The sequence below is a fragment of the Desulfitibacter alkalitolerans DSM 16504 genome, from assembly GCF_000620305.1.
In the GTDB taxonomy this organism is placed as follows: Bacteria; Bacillota; DSM-16504; order Desulfitibacterales; family Desulfitibacteraceae; genus Desulfitibacter; species Desulfitibacter alkalitolerans.
In genome coordinates this window covers 116840-133407 of record NZ_KK211102.1, presented here as the reverse complement: position 1 = coordinate 133407, position 16568 = coordinate 116840, and the positions used below count along the sequence as shown (strand labels likewise).

General features: G+C 39.6%; 20 protein-coding genes and 1 riboswitch. Of the genes, 15 read left to right on the top strand and 5 right to left on the bottom strand.

Annotated features, from left to right (window positions below; genetic code table 11):
• Positions 1 to 154: 154 nt before the first annotated feature.
• Entirely contained in the window at positions 155 to 1402 is a 1248-nt protein-coding gene (locus K364_RS0114880; RefSeq protein WP_028306738.1) for an IS110 family RNA-guided transposase, read from the bottom strand.
• Between the two features lie 569 nt (positions 1403 to 1971).
• Here K364_RS0114880 and K364_RS0114875 point away from each other — a divergent pair.
• The 6 genes from K364_RS0114875 to K364_RS0114850 all read left to right on the top strand — a co-directional run bounded on the left by K364_RS0114875 (position 1972) and on the right by K364_RS0114850 (position 7480).
• On the top strand, positions 1972 to 2661 hold the full coding sequence (locus K364_RS0114875; protein WP_028308674.1) for a winged helix-turn-helix domain-containing protein: 690 nt from the start codon (positions 1972 to 1974) through the stop codon (positions 2659 to 2661).
• A 5-nt stretch (positions 2662 to 2666) separates the two neighbouring features.
• Complete coding sequence (gene pnpS / locus K364_RS0114870) at positions 2667 to 4451, top strand: two-component system histidine kinase PnpS (protein ID WP_028308673.1); 1785 nt, start codon at positions 2667 to 2669, stop codon at positions 4449 to 4451.
• A gap of 41 nt (positions 4452 to 4492) precedes the next feature.
• The gene (locus tag K364_RS0114865) at positions 4493 to 5515 is read left to right on the top strand and encodes a molybdopterin-binding protein (protein WP_028308672.1); all 1023 of its coding nucleotides are present in this window, start codon (positions 4493 to 4495) and stop codon (positions 5513 to 5515) included.
• Positions 5516 to 5522: 7 nt separating this feature from the next.
• Positions 5523 to 6683, top strand: coding sequence for an FUSC family protein (locus K364_RS25765; protein WP_051534110.1), 1161 nt, complete (start codon positions 5523 to 5525; stop codon positions 6681 to 6683).
• A 156-nt stretch (positions 6684 to 6839) separates the two neighbouring features.
• The gene (locus K364_RS26970; protein ID WP_169734760.1) at positions 6840 to 6989 is read left to right on the top strand and encodes a rubredoxin-like domain-containing protein; all 150 of its coding nucleotides are present in this window, start codon (positions 6840 to 6842) and stop codon (positions 6987 to 6989) included.
• A gap of 2 nt (positions 6990 to 6991) precedes the next feature.
• Positions 6992 to 7480: a ferritin-like domain-containing protein gene (locus K364_RS0114850; RefSeq protein ID WP_035269606.1), complete on the top strand. Its 489-nt coding sequence runs from the start codon at positions 6992 to 6994 to the stop codon at positions 7478 to 7480.
• Between the two features lie 3 nt (positions 7481 to 7483).
• On the opposite strand, the gene K364_RS26755 is transcribed toward K364_RS0114850, so the two are convergent.
• Positions 7484 to 7636 (bottom strand): hypothetical protein, encoded by a 153-nt coding sequence (locus K364_RS26755; RefSeq protein WP_156946490.1) that lies wholly within the window; start codon positions 7634 to 7636, stop codon positions 7484 to 7486.
• A 146-nt stretch (positions 7637 to 7782) separates the two neighbouring features.
• A riboswitch (cobalamin riboswitch) is annotated at positions 7783 to 7955 on the top strand.
• 203 nt (positions 7956 to 8158) lie between these two features.
• Between K364_RS26755 and ilvN the strand changes: the two genes are divergently transcribed.
• From ilvN to K364_RS0114825, 4 genes are all read left to right on the top strand, one after another.
• On the top strand, positions 8159 to 8653 hold the full coding sequence (gene ilvN / locus K364_RS0114840; RefSeq protein ID WP_028308670.1) for an acetolactate synthase small subunit: 495 nt from the start codon (positions 8159 to 8161) through the stop codon (positions 8651 to 8653).
• Between the two features lie 116 nt (positions 8654 to 8769).
• Positions 8770 to 8898: a hypothetical protein gene (locus K364_RS27635; protein WP_277995597.1), complete on the top strand. Its 129-nt coding sequence runs from the start codon at positions 8770 to 8772 to the stop codon at positions 8896 to 8898.
• 257 nt (positions 8899 to 9155) lie between these two features.
• Positions 9156 to 9278, top strand: a complete 123-nt coding sequence (locus K364_RS27630; protein WP_277995596.1) for a hypothetical protein — start codon at positions 9156 to 9158, stop codon at positions 9276 to 9278.
• Between the two features lie 30 nt (positions 9279 to 9308).
• Positions 9309 to 9638 carry a rubredoxin-like domain-containing protein gene (locus K364_RS0114825; RefSeq protein ID WP_051534109.1) on the top strand — a complete coding sequence of 110 codons (330 nt, stop codon included), beginning with the start codon at positions 9309 to 9311 and terminating at the stop codon, positions 9636 to 9638.
• 34 nt (positions 9639 to 9672) lie between these two features.
• Here the strand turns inward: K364_RS0114825 and K364_RS0114820 are convergent, their stop codons facing one another.
• Both K364_RS0114820 and K364_RS0114815 read right to left on the bottom strand, forming a co-directional pair.
• Positions 9673 to 9864, bottom strand: coding sequence for a ferredoxin (locus K364_RS0114820; RefSeq protein ID WP_028308668.1), 192 nt, complete (start codon positions 9862 to 9864; stop codon positions 9673 to 9675).
• 67 nt (positions 9865 to 9931) lie between these two features.
• Entirely contained in the window at positions 9932 to 10117 is a 186-nt protein-coding gene (locus tag K364_RS0114815) for a hypothetical protein (protein ID WP_028308667.1), read from the bottom strand.
• A 235-nt stretch (positions 10118 to 10352) separates the two neighbouring features.
• Here K364_RS0114815 and K364_RS24325 point away from each other — a divergent pair, with 235 nt between their 5' ends.
• Positions 10353 to 11594 (top strand): HD-GYP domain-containing protein, encoded by a 1242-nt coding sequence (locus tag K364_RS24325; protein WP_051534108.1) that lies wholly within the window; start codon positions 10353 to 10355, stop codon positions 11592 to 11594.
• Between the two features lie 39 nt (positions 11595 to 11633).
• On the opposite strand, the gene K364_RS26750 is transcribed toward K364_RS24325, so the two are convergent.
• Positions 11634 to 11780, bottom strand: a complete 147-nt coding sequence (locus K364_RS26750) for a hypothetical protein (RefSeq protein ID WP_156946489.1) — start codon at positions 11778 to 11780, stop codon at positions 11634 to 11636.
• 151 nt (positions 11781 to 11931) lie between these two features.
• Here K364_RS26750 and K364_RS0114800 point away from each other — a divergent pair, with 151 nt between their 5' ends.
• From K364_RS0114800 to K364_RS0114785, 4 genes are all read left to right on the top strand, one after another.
• Complete coding sequence (locus K364_RS0114800) at positions 11932 to 13671, top strand: sigma-54-dependent Fis family transcriptional regulator (RefSeq protein WP_051534107.1); 1740 nt, start codon at positions 11932 to 11934, stop codon at positions 13669 to 13671.
• 131 nt (positions 13672 to 13802) lie between these two features.
• Positions 13803 to 14564, top strand: a complete 762-nt coding sequence (yqeC, locus tag K364_RS24320; protein WP_051534106.1) for a selenium cofactor biosynthesis protein YqeC — start codon at positions 13803 to 13805, stop codon at positions 14562 to 14564.
• Positions 14565 to 14658: 94 nt separating this feature from the next.
• Positions 14659 to 15465, top strand: coding sequence for a selenium-dependent molybdenum cofactor biosynthesis protein YqeB (gene yqeB / locus K364_RS24315; protein WP_051534105.1), 807 nt, complete (start codon positions 14659 to 14661; stop codon positions 15463 to 15465).
• 148 nt (positions 15466 to 15613) lie between these two features.
• Positions 15614 to 16150, top strand: coding sequence for a helix-turn-helix domain-containing protein (locus tag K364_RS0114785; protein WP_028308665.1), 537 nt, complete (start codon positions 15614 to 15616; stop codon positions 16148 to 16150).
• Positions 16151 to 16568: the final 418 nt, after the last annotated feature.

The following is a 16568-nucleotide window of genomic DNA, read 5'->3' as shown; positions in this document are numbered from 1 at the left end:
AAGTAGGTAATTGGAAATTTTTCAAAGAATTCGCTGCACAAAAGGGGGTGCTTGCCTAAAAAAGGCAACACTAAACAAGCCCACCCTATGACAAGTATATTTATTACAAATATAACAATAAATAGGTGGAAGGAATCCTGAGCTTTGGTCTATTCTAATTTAATTGTCGGTTTCCCCCTTTCGGTTGGTAGAGTTGGTTAGACTTCAGCAGAAAAAAGACTAACCGTACCAGTTTACGGGCAGTAAGAGCAAGGGCGCGTTTATGAGCATACTGCTTAGGCTCCGCTTTTTTCATGGCATAATACTCGGCAAAAACAGGGTCGTGCACCCGAACACTGCTTGCCGCCTCAATAAGGTAATACCTTAAAATGCGGTTGCCAGAGCGAATAAGCCTTGTACTACTAGCAGTAAAATCACCAGACTGATTTTGGGTCCAGGCAAGACCAGCTAACTTAGCTACCTGTTTATGGCTGTCAAACTGATGGATATCACCAATTTCAGCAATAATACCAGAAGCAAAAATAGGACCGATACCCGGAACAGAATCTAGAGTTTGAGGAATAGTCTTTAAATGGTCCTCAATAGCCTTTTTCAAAGACTGCAGCTGTTCCTGGATTGTTCTAATAACCCTAATACTAGAGGCCATGGCCAAGTTAACAGAATCAGACATGGCCTTGGGCAACCTGTAAGAAGAACGAGCAGCCTTTTGCAACTGTTTAGCAACAGCCTGAGGATCATCAAAGCGGTTTTTACCATGCTGAATTAAAAACTCCATCAGATCATCCAAAGAAGCATCTGCTAGAGCCTCAGCGGACTCAAACTCTTCCAAAACAGCCAGAGAAGTAGCAGATAACTTGTTAGAAAAGACTAAAGAGTAATCACTACACTTCAGGTACAGGTTAGACATAAGAAAATTAGCTTCACGTACTAGAGCCTGCATGAGGTGGTACCTGGCCCGAGTAAGCCTTTGAAGAGCCATCAAAGGTTCACTCCAAGTAAAAGGATGAGGCAGATAGCCACTTTTAAGCCTAGCAGCAATATACCAGGCATCGAACCTATCATTTTTAGGAGCATCCAAGAAATGAGCCTTTTTAAACTCCTTAATCAGACTAGGGTTAAACATGTAGACCTTAACATCAGGGCAGGCAAAGTCCAAATGGCGATGCAAGTAGATGGCAGCATGGGTAGAGTAGCAACCGGTGTGCTCTAAACCAAAAAGTATTCTATCAAAATCATGTTTACTAACCAACTGGTTGATACGATCCTTAAGCTCAAAAATACCAGGTCTATTATTAAAAACACTAAACCGGCTTATAGGACGCTTTTCATCATCATTAGACAAACAACAAACAACATTGTCCTTGCTGCTTATATCGATACCGACAAACAAAGGGTTAGACATCTTAATCACCTCCTTCACTTTAAAATATATAGATGTCTACAGTCTTGGGATGTCCCTGGGAAACCCATGAACGACAGCCTTGCGAGCTATAGGAATACACCGGATCCCCTCGGTGCACTGGCCTCCGTCTGCTAACAGAGGGAGAGGCAAACCGGGAAACAGTCAGCGTGTAGGTCTATAACATGGGGCCAGGGGAACACTCTAAAAATGGAAGACACCCTATAACGGGGCAACTGGAGGAAATGGAACATTCCCTTGGTAGACACCTTTGGCTATATTTTCCCAAAGACATCCCAGGACTGTAAACCCTTTTTAAAAAAGATAGCATATTAGTTATTGGCTTGTGGATATGCCGCTCATGTGGACTTGTGGACAGCTGCTGCGCACCTGCCCACAGGGTCCACAATCGCTTGGACAATGCTAAAGCATTGCCCACATACCCACAAGCCCTGCTACGATGAATAACTTGTTGTTGTAGTTGTTAAAGATCTACATTAAAAAATGAGCAATGTCCCAACTGGAAATTAACGTCCAAATCGGGGGCTGCTCATAGTATACAAGGAGGTTAAATGTTGAAAGGCAAAATTCTTGTTGTGGATGATGAACAAAATATTCTGGACTTGGTGGTTTATAATTTACAGGCTGCTGGGTATAAAACCATTACTGCAGCAGATGGAAAAGAGGCTATAGAAAAGTATCGTTCAGGACAGCCTGATCTAGTTATCTTGGATGTAATGCTCCCTGAAATAGATGGACTTGAGGTCCTATCTACCATCAGAAAAGAAACACAAGTCCCTGTGATTATGCTTACTGCAAAAAAAGAGGAAATTGACAAGGTGCTGGGACTGGAGATGGGTGCTGATGATTATCTTACCAAGCCCTTTAGTCCAAGAGAGCTAACTGCAAGGGTAAAGGCCATTTTACGAAGATCTGGCGAAAATGAAGTTAAGACCACCCAGGGTACTATTGTAAATGGAAAATTAAAGATTGATACAATAAAGCATCAGGTGTTTTATGGGGACAAGGAGGTTGATTTAACAGCAAAGGAATTTGATTTGCTAAAGCTCTTGATTACCAATCCGGGACGGGTCTTCAGCAGGGAGAGCCTGCTCCAGAGCTTGTGGGATTACGACTACTATGGTGACACCAAGACAATTGATGTTCATATTAGACATTTAAGAATGAAAATAGAAGAAGATCCGGCTAACCCTAAATTCATTAAAACTGTTAGGGGAGTTGGCTACAAATTTCAGGAGTAAATAGTATGGGTAGATTATTTCAAGGGATAAAAGGGAGATTAATACTAATCTATATAATTATAATTTCTTTCTCTTTTCTTTTACTGGGATTAGCCTTAAAAGCTCCGCTGGAAAAATACTATATGCAAAACATTGAACAAAGCCTTTTAGCAGAGGCTATTCTAGTAAGAGAATTTTTAGGAGAAGAGGCTTTTTTAGATTCTCCGGAAATTGACGGCTATATTAAAAAGGTGGCAAGGGATATTGAATCTAGAATAACCCTTATTAATAAAGATGGAAAGGTTCTGGCAGACTCCCATGAATATGCCAAGCATATGGATAATCATATTGACCGTCCTGAGGTTAAAAAGGCCCTGGAAACTGGAAAGGTTGGGGTTTCCACCCGCTATAGTGCAACTGTTGGAGCGGATATGCTCTACCTGGCGCTGCCGGTACAAAATGACAACCAGATTCTTGGAGTTGTTAGATTAGCATTATCATTAACTCAGGTTCAGGAAAATATAGATAGAATAGGGTATACTATAGGACTCAGCATTCTTGTAATAACAGCTATAGCCATCCTGTTAAGTCTAAAGCTTGCCGGTACGATAACCAGGCCTATTGAAGAATTAAACTATATTGCTGTAGAAATAGCCAAGGGAAACTGGGGTAAAAAGGTGTTCCCACGAACCTCTGATGAAATTGGTAATCTGGCAACGTCGTTAAATTATATGACAGACACCATGCAGGAAAAAATAGGGGAGTTGGAAACAAGTAAAGGTAAGTTAGAAGCTGTTATAAACAACATGTTAAGCGGTATTCTTGTATTAAGTCCCCGGGGAAAGCTTGAGATGATAAATCCTTCTGGAAAGAAGCTTTTGGGAGTCAGGTGCAAGGATTTTAATAAAAAGCATAGTTTTCAGGTTTTTAGAAATTACGGACTTACTACAAAAATTGAGGAAGTACTAAAAAGTGGCAGGCCTGCTAGAAGTGAATTAATAATAAACTATCCGTCAGAAAAGATTTTAGAGGCAGATTTAATACCGGTTATTACAAAAGGCAGGCTTTCTTCTCTTATTATAGTAATACATGACATGACAGAGATTAAGGCATTAGAGCAGCTAAAGACCCAGTTTGTGGCAAATGCATCCCATGAATTGAGGACTCCCCTTACATCTATTAAGGGGTTTGCTGAAACCTTACTTAATGGTGCCATGGAAGACGAAAAAATACGTGAAAAATTCATACGAATCATTGACTCTGAAGCTGATAGGCTTATGAGGATTACAGATTCTCTGCTTGACTTGGCAAAGGCAGAGGCAGGCAAATCTACCCTTGACAAGCAGGAAACCTTCCTTAAGCCTATCTTGGAGGATACTATATACAGCATTTATCCTGAGATAGAAAGAAAGCAATTGAAGCTTGAAGTGGAAATTCCCAATGAACTGCCAGGGGTTCAGGTGAATAGAGATGCCCTTACAAGAATACTAATTAATTTTTTGGATAATGCAATAAAATATACCATGGACCAGGGAAAAGTAGGGGTTAGGGTCAGTACAATAGATAATGAAATAAAGATAGAGGTATGGGATACAGGTGTTGGCATTCCTCAAGCTGATTTGCCAAGGGTTTTTGAAAGGTTTTACCGGGTTGATAAGGCTAGAACCCGGAATTTAGGTGGTACCGGGCTGGGTCTTTCAATTGTCAAGCATCTTGTGGAAGCTCATGATGGTAAAATTGGAGTTGTTAGTACTTTGGGTAAGGGCAGTACCTTTTGGTTTACCCTCCCATTAAATCGAGGTAGGAATTAGCAGATGTTTTAATTATACTCAAGTGATAGGAGCTGTCTTTTTTGAAAAAGGTTAAAGTCCAAGATGCTGTTGGAATGATTTTGTGTCATGATTTGACAAAAATAGTCCCAGGAGAATTTAAAGGCTGTGCATTTAAAAAGGGCCATGTTATTAGAGAGGAAGATATTCCTGAGCTGTTAAAGCTGGGCAAGGAAAATATTTTTGTATGGGAGCATAAAGAGGGAATGCTCCATGAGGATGAGGCAGCTTTAAGAATAGCCAGGGCAGTAGCTGGAGAAAGGATAGGCCTGTCAGAGCCTTCTGAAGGCAAAATAAACCTTGTGGCTAAAGTAAAGGGAATATTAAAAATTGATGTGGAGCGGCTAAACAGGATCAATTCTATAGAGCATATAATGTGTGCAACTATTCATGAAAACCAGGTTGTAGATGAGAATCAATTACTGGCAGGCACCAGGGTCATTCCCCTGGTGATAGAGGAAGAAAGGATACGATTTGTTGAAGCAGTATGTAATTCCAATCCCATTATCAATATTAGGCCCATTAGTTCAAAAAAGGTAGGCATAGTATCAACAGGCAGTGAAATATACCACGGGAGAATAAAGGATAGATTTGGCCCAGTTGTGAAGGATAAGGTTGAAAGGTATAATTGTCAGGTTCTGGGCCAGACAATAGTTGATGATAAGGTTGAGATGATTTTAAAAGCAATTAATGAATATCTTGTGTTAGGTGCAGACATGGTTATAGTAACAGGAGGGATGTCAGTAGACCCTGATGACCTTACACCCCTGGCTATTCGTAGTACAGGCGCCCATATTGTCTCTTATGGTGCACCGGTCCTGCCAGGTGCAATGTTTTTATTAGCCTATCTTCATGGTAAAACTCCTATTATGGGATTGCCAGGGTGCGTTATGTACTCCAAGACAACAGTATTTGATCTCATACTGCCCAGGGTATTAGCTGGCGAGATATTAAGTAAGAACGACTTATCCAGGTTAGGCCATGGAGGCCTGTGCACCACCTGTCCGTCGTGCACATTTCCCGCTTGTTCCTTTGGAAAGGGGTAAAAGGTAAATGGTTATAGGTCCTAGAATATGGAAAACAGGCATAGCCGTAGCTTTATGTATATTTTTGGTCCAGTCCTTGAATTTAGGTCCCCCCCTTTTGGCAATAGTAGCTGCCATTCTTACCATTCAACCATCAATCACCAAGTCCATTGCTCAAGGTGGCAACAGGGTAGCGGCTACTATTATTGGGGGGATAATAGGCTTTATTATTGTCAATTATTTTGGAGCCCATCCAATAACGGTGGGTTTGGCTGTAATACTTGCCATAACCATTTCAATTAGGCTCAAACTGCAGGAGGGCATAGTTATAGCTGCTATTACTGTGGCTGCTGTCATGGTTGATGTAACGGGAGACCCAAAGCTTTTTGCTCTTCATCGACTAATAGAAACTCTGGTGGGAATTGGAGTAGGTGTGGGTGTAAATCTCGTATTTTCTCCTCCCAACACTGAAAAGACCTTAATTGAGGGATTAACTGAGGTTAACCAGCATCTAAAAAATCTTTATGTTACTGTGTTAAATGGCTTTATATCAAATAATGGATACGACCAGGAAAAGCTTGATAAGGAAATTACAGAGGTAAGGGGTAAACTAGAGGATATCCGCAGGAAAATGTTTGAATTTAAAGATGAAATAGGATACAGGAAGGTATTAAAAAGCCAACAGGTTAAGAAATATGAGACAGTGGTAACAAGCTTTAATCTTATATTCGAAAGAATTTTAGGTATCTACTATACTGAGTTAAATCGCTCCCAAAGGGACATAGATATTGAAGGAGCTTCAAAGGAATACAGGGATATTCTGGAGACATTGCAAAAGCTCTTAACTACTACTGTTAGCATGCAGGAAAACCTGCTGTGCTATTTAACAAGCAAAAATGTGGACCTGTGTTTGTATTTAGAAAACTGTGGGCACCAAAGCACTGAGCTTGTAAAGGATCTTAGATGGCAAATAAATAAGTGGCACTTAACTGATGAGAACAAGAACAATTCCGTTTCGCTTATGGAGATATCCAACATTGGATATGAAATGGAGCAGATAAATCATCACCTTAAACGCATTACAGGTGCTTTGAAACAGCTTATTGAAGGGGAAACTGTCAATTCTGAAGAAGGATTTATAAAATGGCTGACAGCAAGGGTGTTTACTAGGAATAATAGAGATAGTTGAAATTAAGAGGGCTAATGTTAAGAGCTAACAAATAATTATGAGGAAATTTTGAAGTTTGTATGTATCTTAAAGGAATAGGTTTACTTTAAGAGAATAAATAAATAATGATAAACTTAATATGATACTTCTATTATTAAAAAGGGGGAGGGGTTAAAAGTGAATAAATGGAAATGTGGTAACTGTGGTTATAGGTTGGAAGCTAAAGAACCTCCGGAACAATGTCCTAGCTGTCAACAGAAGTGTACGTTTATAGATGACAATTGTTATACTCCAGATTGCGGCCTGGTTGAAAATAAGGAGGTATAGATATGTGGAAAGTATTCAAAGCTGAAGAGGTTGTTGATTTTGCAGTGCAAATTGAGAAAAACGGCCAAAAGTTTTATGAAGCCCTTGCAGATAAGCTAGACAACAGGGAGCTGAGTTTGATTTTTGCTGATTTGGCAAATCAAGAGAGTAAACATATAGTTGATTTTCAAAGGCTTCTTGGTGACTTAAAGGCTGCTCCTTTAAATGAAAGCTACCCAGGGGAGTATGAGGAATATGTAAAGGGCCTTGCTGAGAATCATGTGTTTATAAAGGGAATAGATGAGGCCATCAAACATATTAAAAGTCCGGTAGATGGTATAAACATGGCATTAAGCTTTGAAAAAGACTCAATAATGTTCTTTCAGGAGCTAAAAGAGCTGGTTTCCCCAGGGAATGCAGGTGTAATTAACAACCTTATTGCAGAAGAAAAGAAGCATATATTAAGGCTTATAGAGCTAAAAAAGATGTACAGCTGCGTTTGTTTCGGTTGATTTTTATTTGATTTTCTTTAAGAGTTTTTTTGTTTGTTTAAGCTGTTTGAGAAGAATAGGGTTATTGTTATTTTTGCTTTCGGTAGATTGCAGCAGCTTTTCATAGGCCTTACCTTGTTTTACAAACTGTTCTAGCTTATCTTTGGTTAAACTCACAATTTTCACCTGCCAAAATGTTCTATGTTATATATATTGCCGTTTTATAAAGAATTTAACCTCAATATTTAGAGAGAATGTAAAAGAAATTTTTTTTAAAAGAAGGATTATTAGAAGAAGTGTAGAACTTTATTTTATAGAGTAAAAATTTAAAAGTGATGTCTGGTACAAGATGTTTAAAAGGGAAACCGGTGAGAGTCCGGTGCGGTCCCGCCACTGTATTGGGGAGCTTTTTTACAATATGCCACTGGGATTTCTGGGAAGGCGTAAGGAAGCGAGGAACCTAAGTCAGGATACCTGCCAGGGAGCAAGTTAACGAAAGCCTACGGTTGATAGGAGTTTCTTTGAGCAGTCATTATTCTCCTCAGCTTATTGGTCGAGGAGTTTTTTATTTCCAAACCTAGTTAGATAGCTCTTCAAAGTTTGGCCGGTTCTGTACTATTTTACAGTAAACCGGCATTTTTTTTGTTGCAAAAAAGCTATACTACCTTTATACTTATCAGAAAAAAGAGGAGCATGGCTATGAAACACATACTTGCGCTTTTAGTTGTAGACAGACCTACTGTTTTATCCCACATTTCAGGGTTAGTGAGCCGCAGGGCATTTAACATTGTAAGTATAGCTGCTGGACCAACTGAGCAGGAAAAGGTCACAAGAATAACCCTTGTGGTTGAGTGCGATGAAACCGAAATACATCAGGTTATAAACCAAATGGAGAAGCTGGTAGATGTTATTAAGGTGAAAAACTTGACTGCTGAGCCTTCACTGGCTAGAGAGCTCGCACTAATTAAAGTTAATGCCCTGCCGGAAAAAAGAAGTGATATTGTTGATATAGTTAACATTTTTCGAGCTCACATAGTTGATGTAACCAGAGAAACCATGGTTGTAGAACTAACAGGTGAAAGTGACAAAATAGATGCCTTGTGTGAGGTTTTAAAAGACCATGGGATTATAGAAGTGGTTAGAACCGGCAATATTAGTGTAACCAGGGGACCAAGATCTGTTAAAGCCTACTAACAAAAAATCATCAACCAACATACTTCTACTGCTAAAAAATGCAATAAATACCACAATTAGATAATCATAAATAGCTGCCTTCTACGGGAAAATAAGTAAAAAGGAGGCATCTAGTAATGTTATTTAAATCCAAAAGCAGAATGCGAAAGTTTAACTGGTTGGCAATTTTAGCATATCCAATTGCGTTTATTAAAGGATTAATAGTAGGAAAACTACTGGGCAGATTAAAACTTGGCAGAAGGTAATTCAAGCAATCTAAGAAATGCTGCCTCCCTCATGGAGGATAGCATTTCTTTTTATTAATCTGGTGATTGCATAATTGGACCTAGATGTTAATTTTTTGTGAAGAAATCAATCCAAGGTAGGATTTTTCCAAAAAAAAGATAATATCTATAAGTAAAATAATTTAGCAAGGAATTGGAAACCCTATTGCTATAACTGTTAAGGCGTTGGTTTTTACAAAGCCGATAAATTATCACGAGGAAGGAGGTATTTTAAATGTGTGAAGGTTGCAATTGTCAGGAAGCACAACAAGAGAAAAGAACCAAATGTGAAAGCTGTGGCTATGAGGGAGAACCTTTTACAGTATGCCCAAGCTGCGGAACATAAGTTGAAGAAGGTTTGAGGAGAAACTATAAGTAAGGGTGGGTTTATAATGTGGAAGTGTTCAGTTTGTAATTTTATCTTCGAGGGTGAAGATGCACCTGAAAAATGCCCTAAGTGTGGTGCTCCAAAGGAAAAGTTTAGCAGGCTAGAGGAAGCTGCAGAACAAAAAATTGTTGGAGCCAGGGAAACTAATCATCTTTTAATGACCTCTATAGATTTATTAGATGAATTGGAAGCTATAGGTGAACGCGGGGTTGAGATTAATCTTGACCCTGGATGTTTAGGCTATTTCACAAAGCTAAAGGAACAGGCGAAATTATTAAAACAGAACTCTCTAGCAGAAATAGAGGTTCATGTTAAAAAGGATAAATGGGGCTAAAATTAAACCCGACAGTAAATGTCGGGTTTAACCATTAAAATTCCTTTATTGCCTCTGTTGGGCAAGACTCCACCGCTTCTTTCGCACATTCCTCTTCGTCAGCAGGCACCTCATTAACTTTTGAGATTGCCAGACTTCCATCGTCATTCCAGTCAAAAACTTCTGGACAGATATCAATGCATTCGCCACAAGCGATACAAAGATCATCGTCAACTTTTACGCGCATTTTAATCGTCACCTCCTAATTTAGCCTCTCTAGTGTTAACGTAAGTTGGTAAAATAATACCTGACTTTTAGCTGTTTTTTCTAATGGTTGGCCTGTACATATCAAGAACTCCAAGGGTAATATGGGCAAGGCCAAACCCTACTACCCCGGCACCCAAAGCTGTCCCGCCTAAAACAGTAGCTCCTACACCAGTAACAGCTGCACCTAATCCTGTAACTACCCAGCTAGTGGTTGTACTTTTACTTTTAGCCATTTCCTTACCTCCTAAAAATTTTAATATAAAGCAAATTATTGTTTTAAAGCAACCTTAAATTAAAAATTGTTTTATTATCTGTAGTTTGGCTTTCTACAATAAATTTAAGCTATTATATATCTGGTGTTTTAGTGTTATTTGAGGAAATAATTATCTAATTTATAAACTATAGGAGGAATATCCAATCTTATAGGTGAAATAATAACTGTTAATTTTTAAGTACTTGAGGTGCCGCATGAACAGAAAGAATTCAATCATATATAATGAATTAATAGCTGCCCTATCTCTTGCCTTAGATATGGACTGCAGCGGCAAGCTTTATCATGCCTGGAGAACCGGATTAATTTCTCTAGCAGTTGCTCAAAAATTAAATATTCCCAATAGTAATCATCTTTTTTATGGAGGGTTGCTTCATGATATTGGTGCTATAGGCCTTGATGATCATATTGTGCATCAAACACTAAAGCCAAATCCCAAATATAAAAATCTAATAATTTCCCACAGTAAAAATGGAGCAGAAATCGTTAAGCTTATACCTGGCCTTTCGGTGATTAGCAAGGCTATTTTTGATCACCACGAAAACTGGGATGGTTCAGGATATCCTAATAATAAAAAGGGTTCAGATATTTCTATAGGTGGGCAGATAATCTGTATAGCAGATGTTTTTGATATTATGGTTAGATTCTATCCAAGGGATGCCCGTGGGGATATAATAGGGAGAATGGCAAAGTATATAAATAAAATATATTCAGCTAACCTTTTCCTGGCTTTTGAAGAGACTATGAGCTCAGAATTCTTTGAAACCCTAAAAGATGAGCAAATGGTGGAGGATGAAATCAAGAAAAAGCTAAACCATGTTGCATTATCTGTGGACATTGACCATAACTCAACTGCTTTTGCCCTGGCTTCCATTATTGATACCAAACACAAATATACAGCTGGGCATTCCCATAGGGTGGCGATATATTCAGCTGCCATAGCCAATGTAATGGAATTGCCTGTTGAGAGGGTAGAAGGAATTTTAATAGCAGGAATGCTCCACGATGTGGGCAAAATATCTGTGCCTTCATATATTTTAGATAAACCTGGCAAGCTAACAGATAAGGAATTTGATATTGTCAGGCTGCATCCCAAGAATACCGCAGAAGTCTTGAGTATGGTTACAAATCTTAGGGACCTGGCACCTATTGCAGGAGGTCATCATGAAAGGGTAGATGGAAAGGGATATCCCCTTGGACTAAAGAAATCTGAGATACATCTGGATGCAAAGATACTTTCCATAGCTGATGCCTTTGATGCCATGACATCTATACGACCCTACCAAAAAACTAAAACCCCACTAGAAGCACTGCGTGTTATCCAGGCTGGAGCCGGCAGACAGTTTGACAAGGATATTGTGGAGATGTGTAAGTGCTTGTTAGAATCAGAAGAATTCATAAGGAATGGTTATAATGTTGCTCAGCTACTACATAGTTAAGGTAAAATAAAGCTAAAGGGAGTACCGTTGGTACTCCCTTTAGCTAAAATACAGGACAAGGAATATGCATAATAGAGTAAAAACAGCAAACATGATAAAAGCTTTATATACAGCAGAAGTGATATCCTGTTCATTATCAGGAAGATAATATTCCTGCAGCAATTTAGTTGGTTCCTTTGACGCCATTAAAGACACTCCCTTCTTGGTAAGGCAGAATTGTTACTTTTATTCTAGGATAGTATTACTAATCTGGCAACATCTATTTAAAGGATATTTACTTAAAAATGTCGAATATTAGACACTGGTGAACTTTCTTAAATTGACAGGTGGTGATTGCATGGCGCTGGTTAGTGTCCAGGATCTGGCGGCTAGTAATATTATGAAGGGGCCCATAGTGACGGTTGCTCCAGATATGACAGTAGAGGAATTGCAAAAAGAACTTGAGGAAAGTCAATGGGCAGCAGCATTGATAAAAGGTGAAGAGATGGGCTTAATACCAAGGGAAGAAATACTTTCACTGGCCAAAAATCATCATGGGTTGAGCGCTGCCGGGATAATGACGAAAAACATACTGCCAGTGCAGGCAACAGCTGCCCTGGAGGATATTATTTCACTTATTGGAGTTTTAGGAGAAAATGGCATCCTCCTTGTGGAGGATGAAAAGGGACCAGAGGGAATAATAATATTAAAGGATTTAATACCCATGATGTGGGAAAAAATAAAGGTTACAGAGGGGATTTTAAAGGCGGTTTTGGAAACTGTAAATGAAGCAATAACCATAATAGACAATGACGATAATGTTACTGGCTGGAATTACAAGGCCCAGTCCCTGTATAATATAAAAAGTGGGGAGATTCTTGGCAAAAAAATCAACTCTTTTTTCACAAATCTAGTTGTTACAGAGGCAAGACAATCAACAAAAAACTACAAGGATGCATACCACCAGCCATGCCATGACACCCATGTGCTCATAAATGCCAGGCCTATCAGGGTTGGTGAAGAGGTGGTTGGCAGTGTGTCAAGTGAAAGGGACATAACTGAAACTGTCTACCTCCACAGGGAATTGACAAAAGCCAGCTCCCAGGTTAGGAAGCTTGAAAAGGCAATAAGCAAAATTGGGGAAAACCAGAATCCCTTTTCTAAAATAATTGGCAAAAGCAAAAAGCTCCAGGACGCCGTCAATATGGCCAAAAGGGTTGCAGTTACAAATGCCTCTGTATTAATAAGAGGTGAAAGTGGAACAGGCAAGGAACTGTTTGCTGAAGCCATTCATCAGGAGAGCAGCCGCAAGGACAAGCCCTTTGTGGTGATTAACTGCGGTGCTATCCCAGCTACTTTGTTTGAAAGCGAGCTTTTTGGCTATAGTGGAGGGGCTTTTACCGGGGCAGATAAAAAGGGCAAGCCGGGTAAATTTGAACTAGCCCACAATGGAACTATTTTTCTCGATGAAATTGGAGAAATGCAGCTTGATATGCAGGTTAAGCTTCTAAGGGTACTGCAAAACAAGGTCTTTTACAGGGTGGGAGGCAGGGAGCCTGTTCATGCTGATGTTCGTGTCATAGCTGCTACCAATAGAGCCCTGGAGGGAATGATTGCAGAAGGTCTCTTTCGCAAGGATCTTTATTATCGCTTGAATGTGGTTTCCCTGGACATTGCACCTTTACGGGAGAGAAGAGAAGATATAGCTGATATGGTATCTATCTTTATAAAGGAGTTTTGCACCCTGTATTCAAAAGAACCCCTGGATATTTCTTCTGAGATAATGACTATTCTGTTGAATTACTCCTGGCCTGGAAACGTAAGGGAATTAAGGAATGTTGTTGAAAGGTTTGTAATTCTGGCAGAGGACGGAATAGTCAAGAGGGAGCACCTGCCTGAAGAAATTAAGGGGCACAGGATAGTTCAGCAGAACGAGTTTGCTTCAAGCCTGATAGAAGAAACAGAAAGAACAGAAAGACAAATGATTTTAAAAACACTAGAGGATTTTCAAGGCAACAAATCCAAGACTGCCAAGGCACTAGGCATTCCTAGAAGCACACTGTATTACAAATTAAAAGTATTAAATATCAAGAGCTAGGTCAGGCCTTCATAAGTTCTGGCCTTTTTTACTGGCTTCTTCAGGTATTGTTCTGATTTTACATTGAACAAGGAGACTTCTTGTTTAATATCTGTTAAAATATAATTAAAATATATGGGGAATGTTAACTCGTGCTGAAAACCATTAAGAAAGCTTTAGAAGTAAAATCAGGAAATATTGTATCTGCAGTTGGTGCAGGCGGCAAAACAACCTTTTTGCAAACTCTGGCCAGGGAACTGGCTGGGCAGGCAAAACCTGTTATTGTAACCACCACCACCAGGATTTTTCCGCCTGTAGGATTAGAGCCTTTACTGTTAATTGACCAGCAATCTTGCAGGGATGCTATAGAAAAGGCACTATTGAAAGCAAAAAAAGGCCCGGGAGTTATTTATTTAGGCAGGGAAATAAATGGTGAAGGAAAGGTTGTTGGCCTGTCACCAGAGCAAGTGGATATTTTAAAGACCCTTTCCTCCTATGCCCTGGTAGAGGCTGATGGTGCTGCTGGAAAGAGCTTTAAAGCACCTGCCGGCCATGAGCCTGTAATACCTGAAAAGACAGATATTCTCTGTTGTGTTGTTGGCCTTGAGGTTCTAGGAAAGCCCCTAACCAACCAATATGTGCACCGGCCACAGAGGGTATCTTCGATAACAGGCTTGCAAGAAGGAGAATTAATCACCCCAGAAGCCATTGCCATGGTTTTAACCAGCCAGAAGGGTTATTACAGGTCAGAATACAGGTGTGTGCCTGTTCTAAACCAGGCTGATACCTTAGAGGATATAAAAAATGGCTTTAATATTGCTGAAAAAATTTTTTCCATGTCAGTTATTATAGAAAGGGTGCTCATCACATCCTTTAAGAATGACCCATACATGATAATAACTGTTAAACGATAGAGCTTTTTAATCTTTAATCTGCTCATTGGCAGATTAACGGTTTCATATGAAATGATTGGATTATGAGTGTTATGATTGAAATGGGGGAACTAAAATGATAGTTCTTATAAAAGGAGCAGGGGATATTGCATCAGGGGTTGTCCATCGCCTTACAAGAAGTGGCTTTAATGTAATCATGACTGAAATTGCCCAGCCTACAATGGTTCGCAGAACTGTTTCCTTTGGAGAAGCTGTCTACCAGGGCAGTGTAACAATTGAGGGCATTACTGCAAGATTGGTAGATATAGATACTGATCTAAACCCCATTTGGGACAGCAAAGAGATCCCAGTTATTATAGACCCCCATGGCTTCTCTGTTCAGAGGATTCAACCCCAGGTTCTAGTGGATGCTATACTTGCCAAGAAAAATACAGGAACTTCCCTGGGGCAGGCGCCCCTTACCATTGGACTTGGGCCTGGTTTTACTGCGGGAGTTGATGTTAAAGCTGTAATAGAAACCATGCGAGGTCATGACCTTGGAAGGGTCATCTACGAGGGCCCTGCCCGGCCAAACACCGGCATTCCGGGGGAGATTGGCGGCCAAAGCCTAAAGAGACTTTTAAGGGCACCTGCTGGTGGGGTATTTATTTCTAACCACAAAATTGGTGATTTTGTTCAAGAAGGTGAGGTTGTTGGTCAGGTAAATAATATTGCAGTAAAGGCTGAGATAACTGGCATTCTCAGGGGCCTGCTCAAATCTGGATTAGTGGTGAGTATGGGCATGAAAATTGGAGATATTGATCCAAGGGCATCAAGGGAGCACTGTTATACCGTATCAGATAAAGCAAGGGCAGTTGCTGGAGGTGTGCTAGAGGCCATCCTGTCAGCTTGCGTTGAGAGAACTTTAAAATTGAAAATATAAAAGTATAAAATAAAATAGCACCGACAAATTTTAGGACTGATTTTGGCTTTGACCATGTTGTTGAAAGAGAATTGGCGACATTTTCTCCCAGGCAGGGGTTGACTTTAGAATAGAGGTGTGTCGCCGTACATTGCAAGGAGGAAGATTTATGCTGGGTGAAAAAATCAGAAAAATTCGGTCTGAAAAGGATATGAGTCTAAGGGATCTGGCAGAAAAAACTGGTCTAACACCAAGTTTTTTAAGTCAGGTGGAAAGGGATTTGACAGAGCCCTCTATTACGTCATTGAGAAAAATCTCTGGTGCCCTGAATGTGCCAATCTTTTTCTTTTTATTAGAGCCTGATGACACTAGTCCCGTAATAAGAAAAGACAAAAGAAAGGTTTTGCAGCTTCCAGAATCAAATCTAACTTATGAGCTCCTATCTCCTAACCTGGAGAAGAGCATGGAAATAATGGTAGCCAGGCTTAAGCCAGGAGCTGCCAGCTGTGAAACCCCCCTGTCTCACCCAGGTGAGGAATGTATTGTGGTGCTGGAAGGAACAATGGAAATTACAGTAGGCAGTGACACCTATGTTCTTGAAGAGGGAGATTCCATCTACTATCACAGTGCTGTCCCGCATATTCTTAAGAACGTGGGGGATAAAGAACTGGTTTTCCTATCCGCCATAACACCTCCAATGTTTTAATGGGCTATATAAGTCGTTTTGGCAAGTCTTAAGCTTTTAGCTTGAAAAAATGTAATATGGGTAAGATGAAATGACGTTTACAAATGCAGGTAAAATCCTGCTGCTTGTGGACGTCTTTTTATTATTTCCATTATTTCCAGCGAAGAATTTCCATTTAACAGAACAATGTTTTCTGGAATTGTTAACACTGCTTATTTTTATCCTGAAAAAGACAGGTTTTTGCCAGCATCAAAGCAAAAAGCGTAAGATGTTCTAAATATAAGAACAATATATAAAAATAATAGAAAAATTTTTTAAAAGTTAGCAGGAGATTCAGAAATCATGTTGAATATTCAAAATTACAAAATACATAAAACACTGTTCTAAAAATAGGAACAAAAACAAAATAGTGCAGTAAAGCAGTATTTATTTTTAAAAT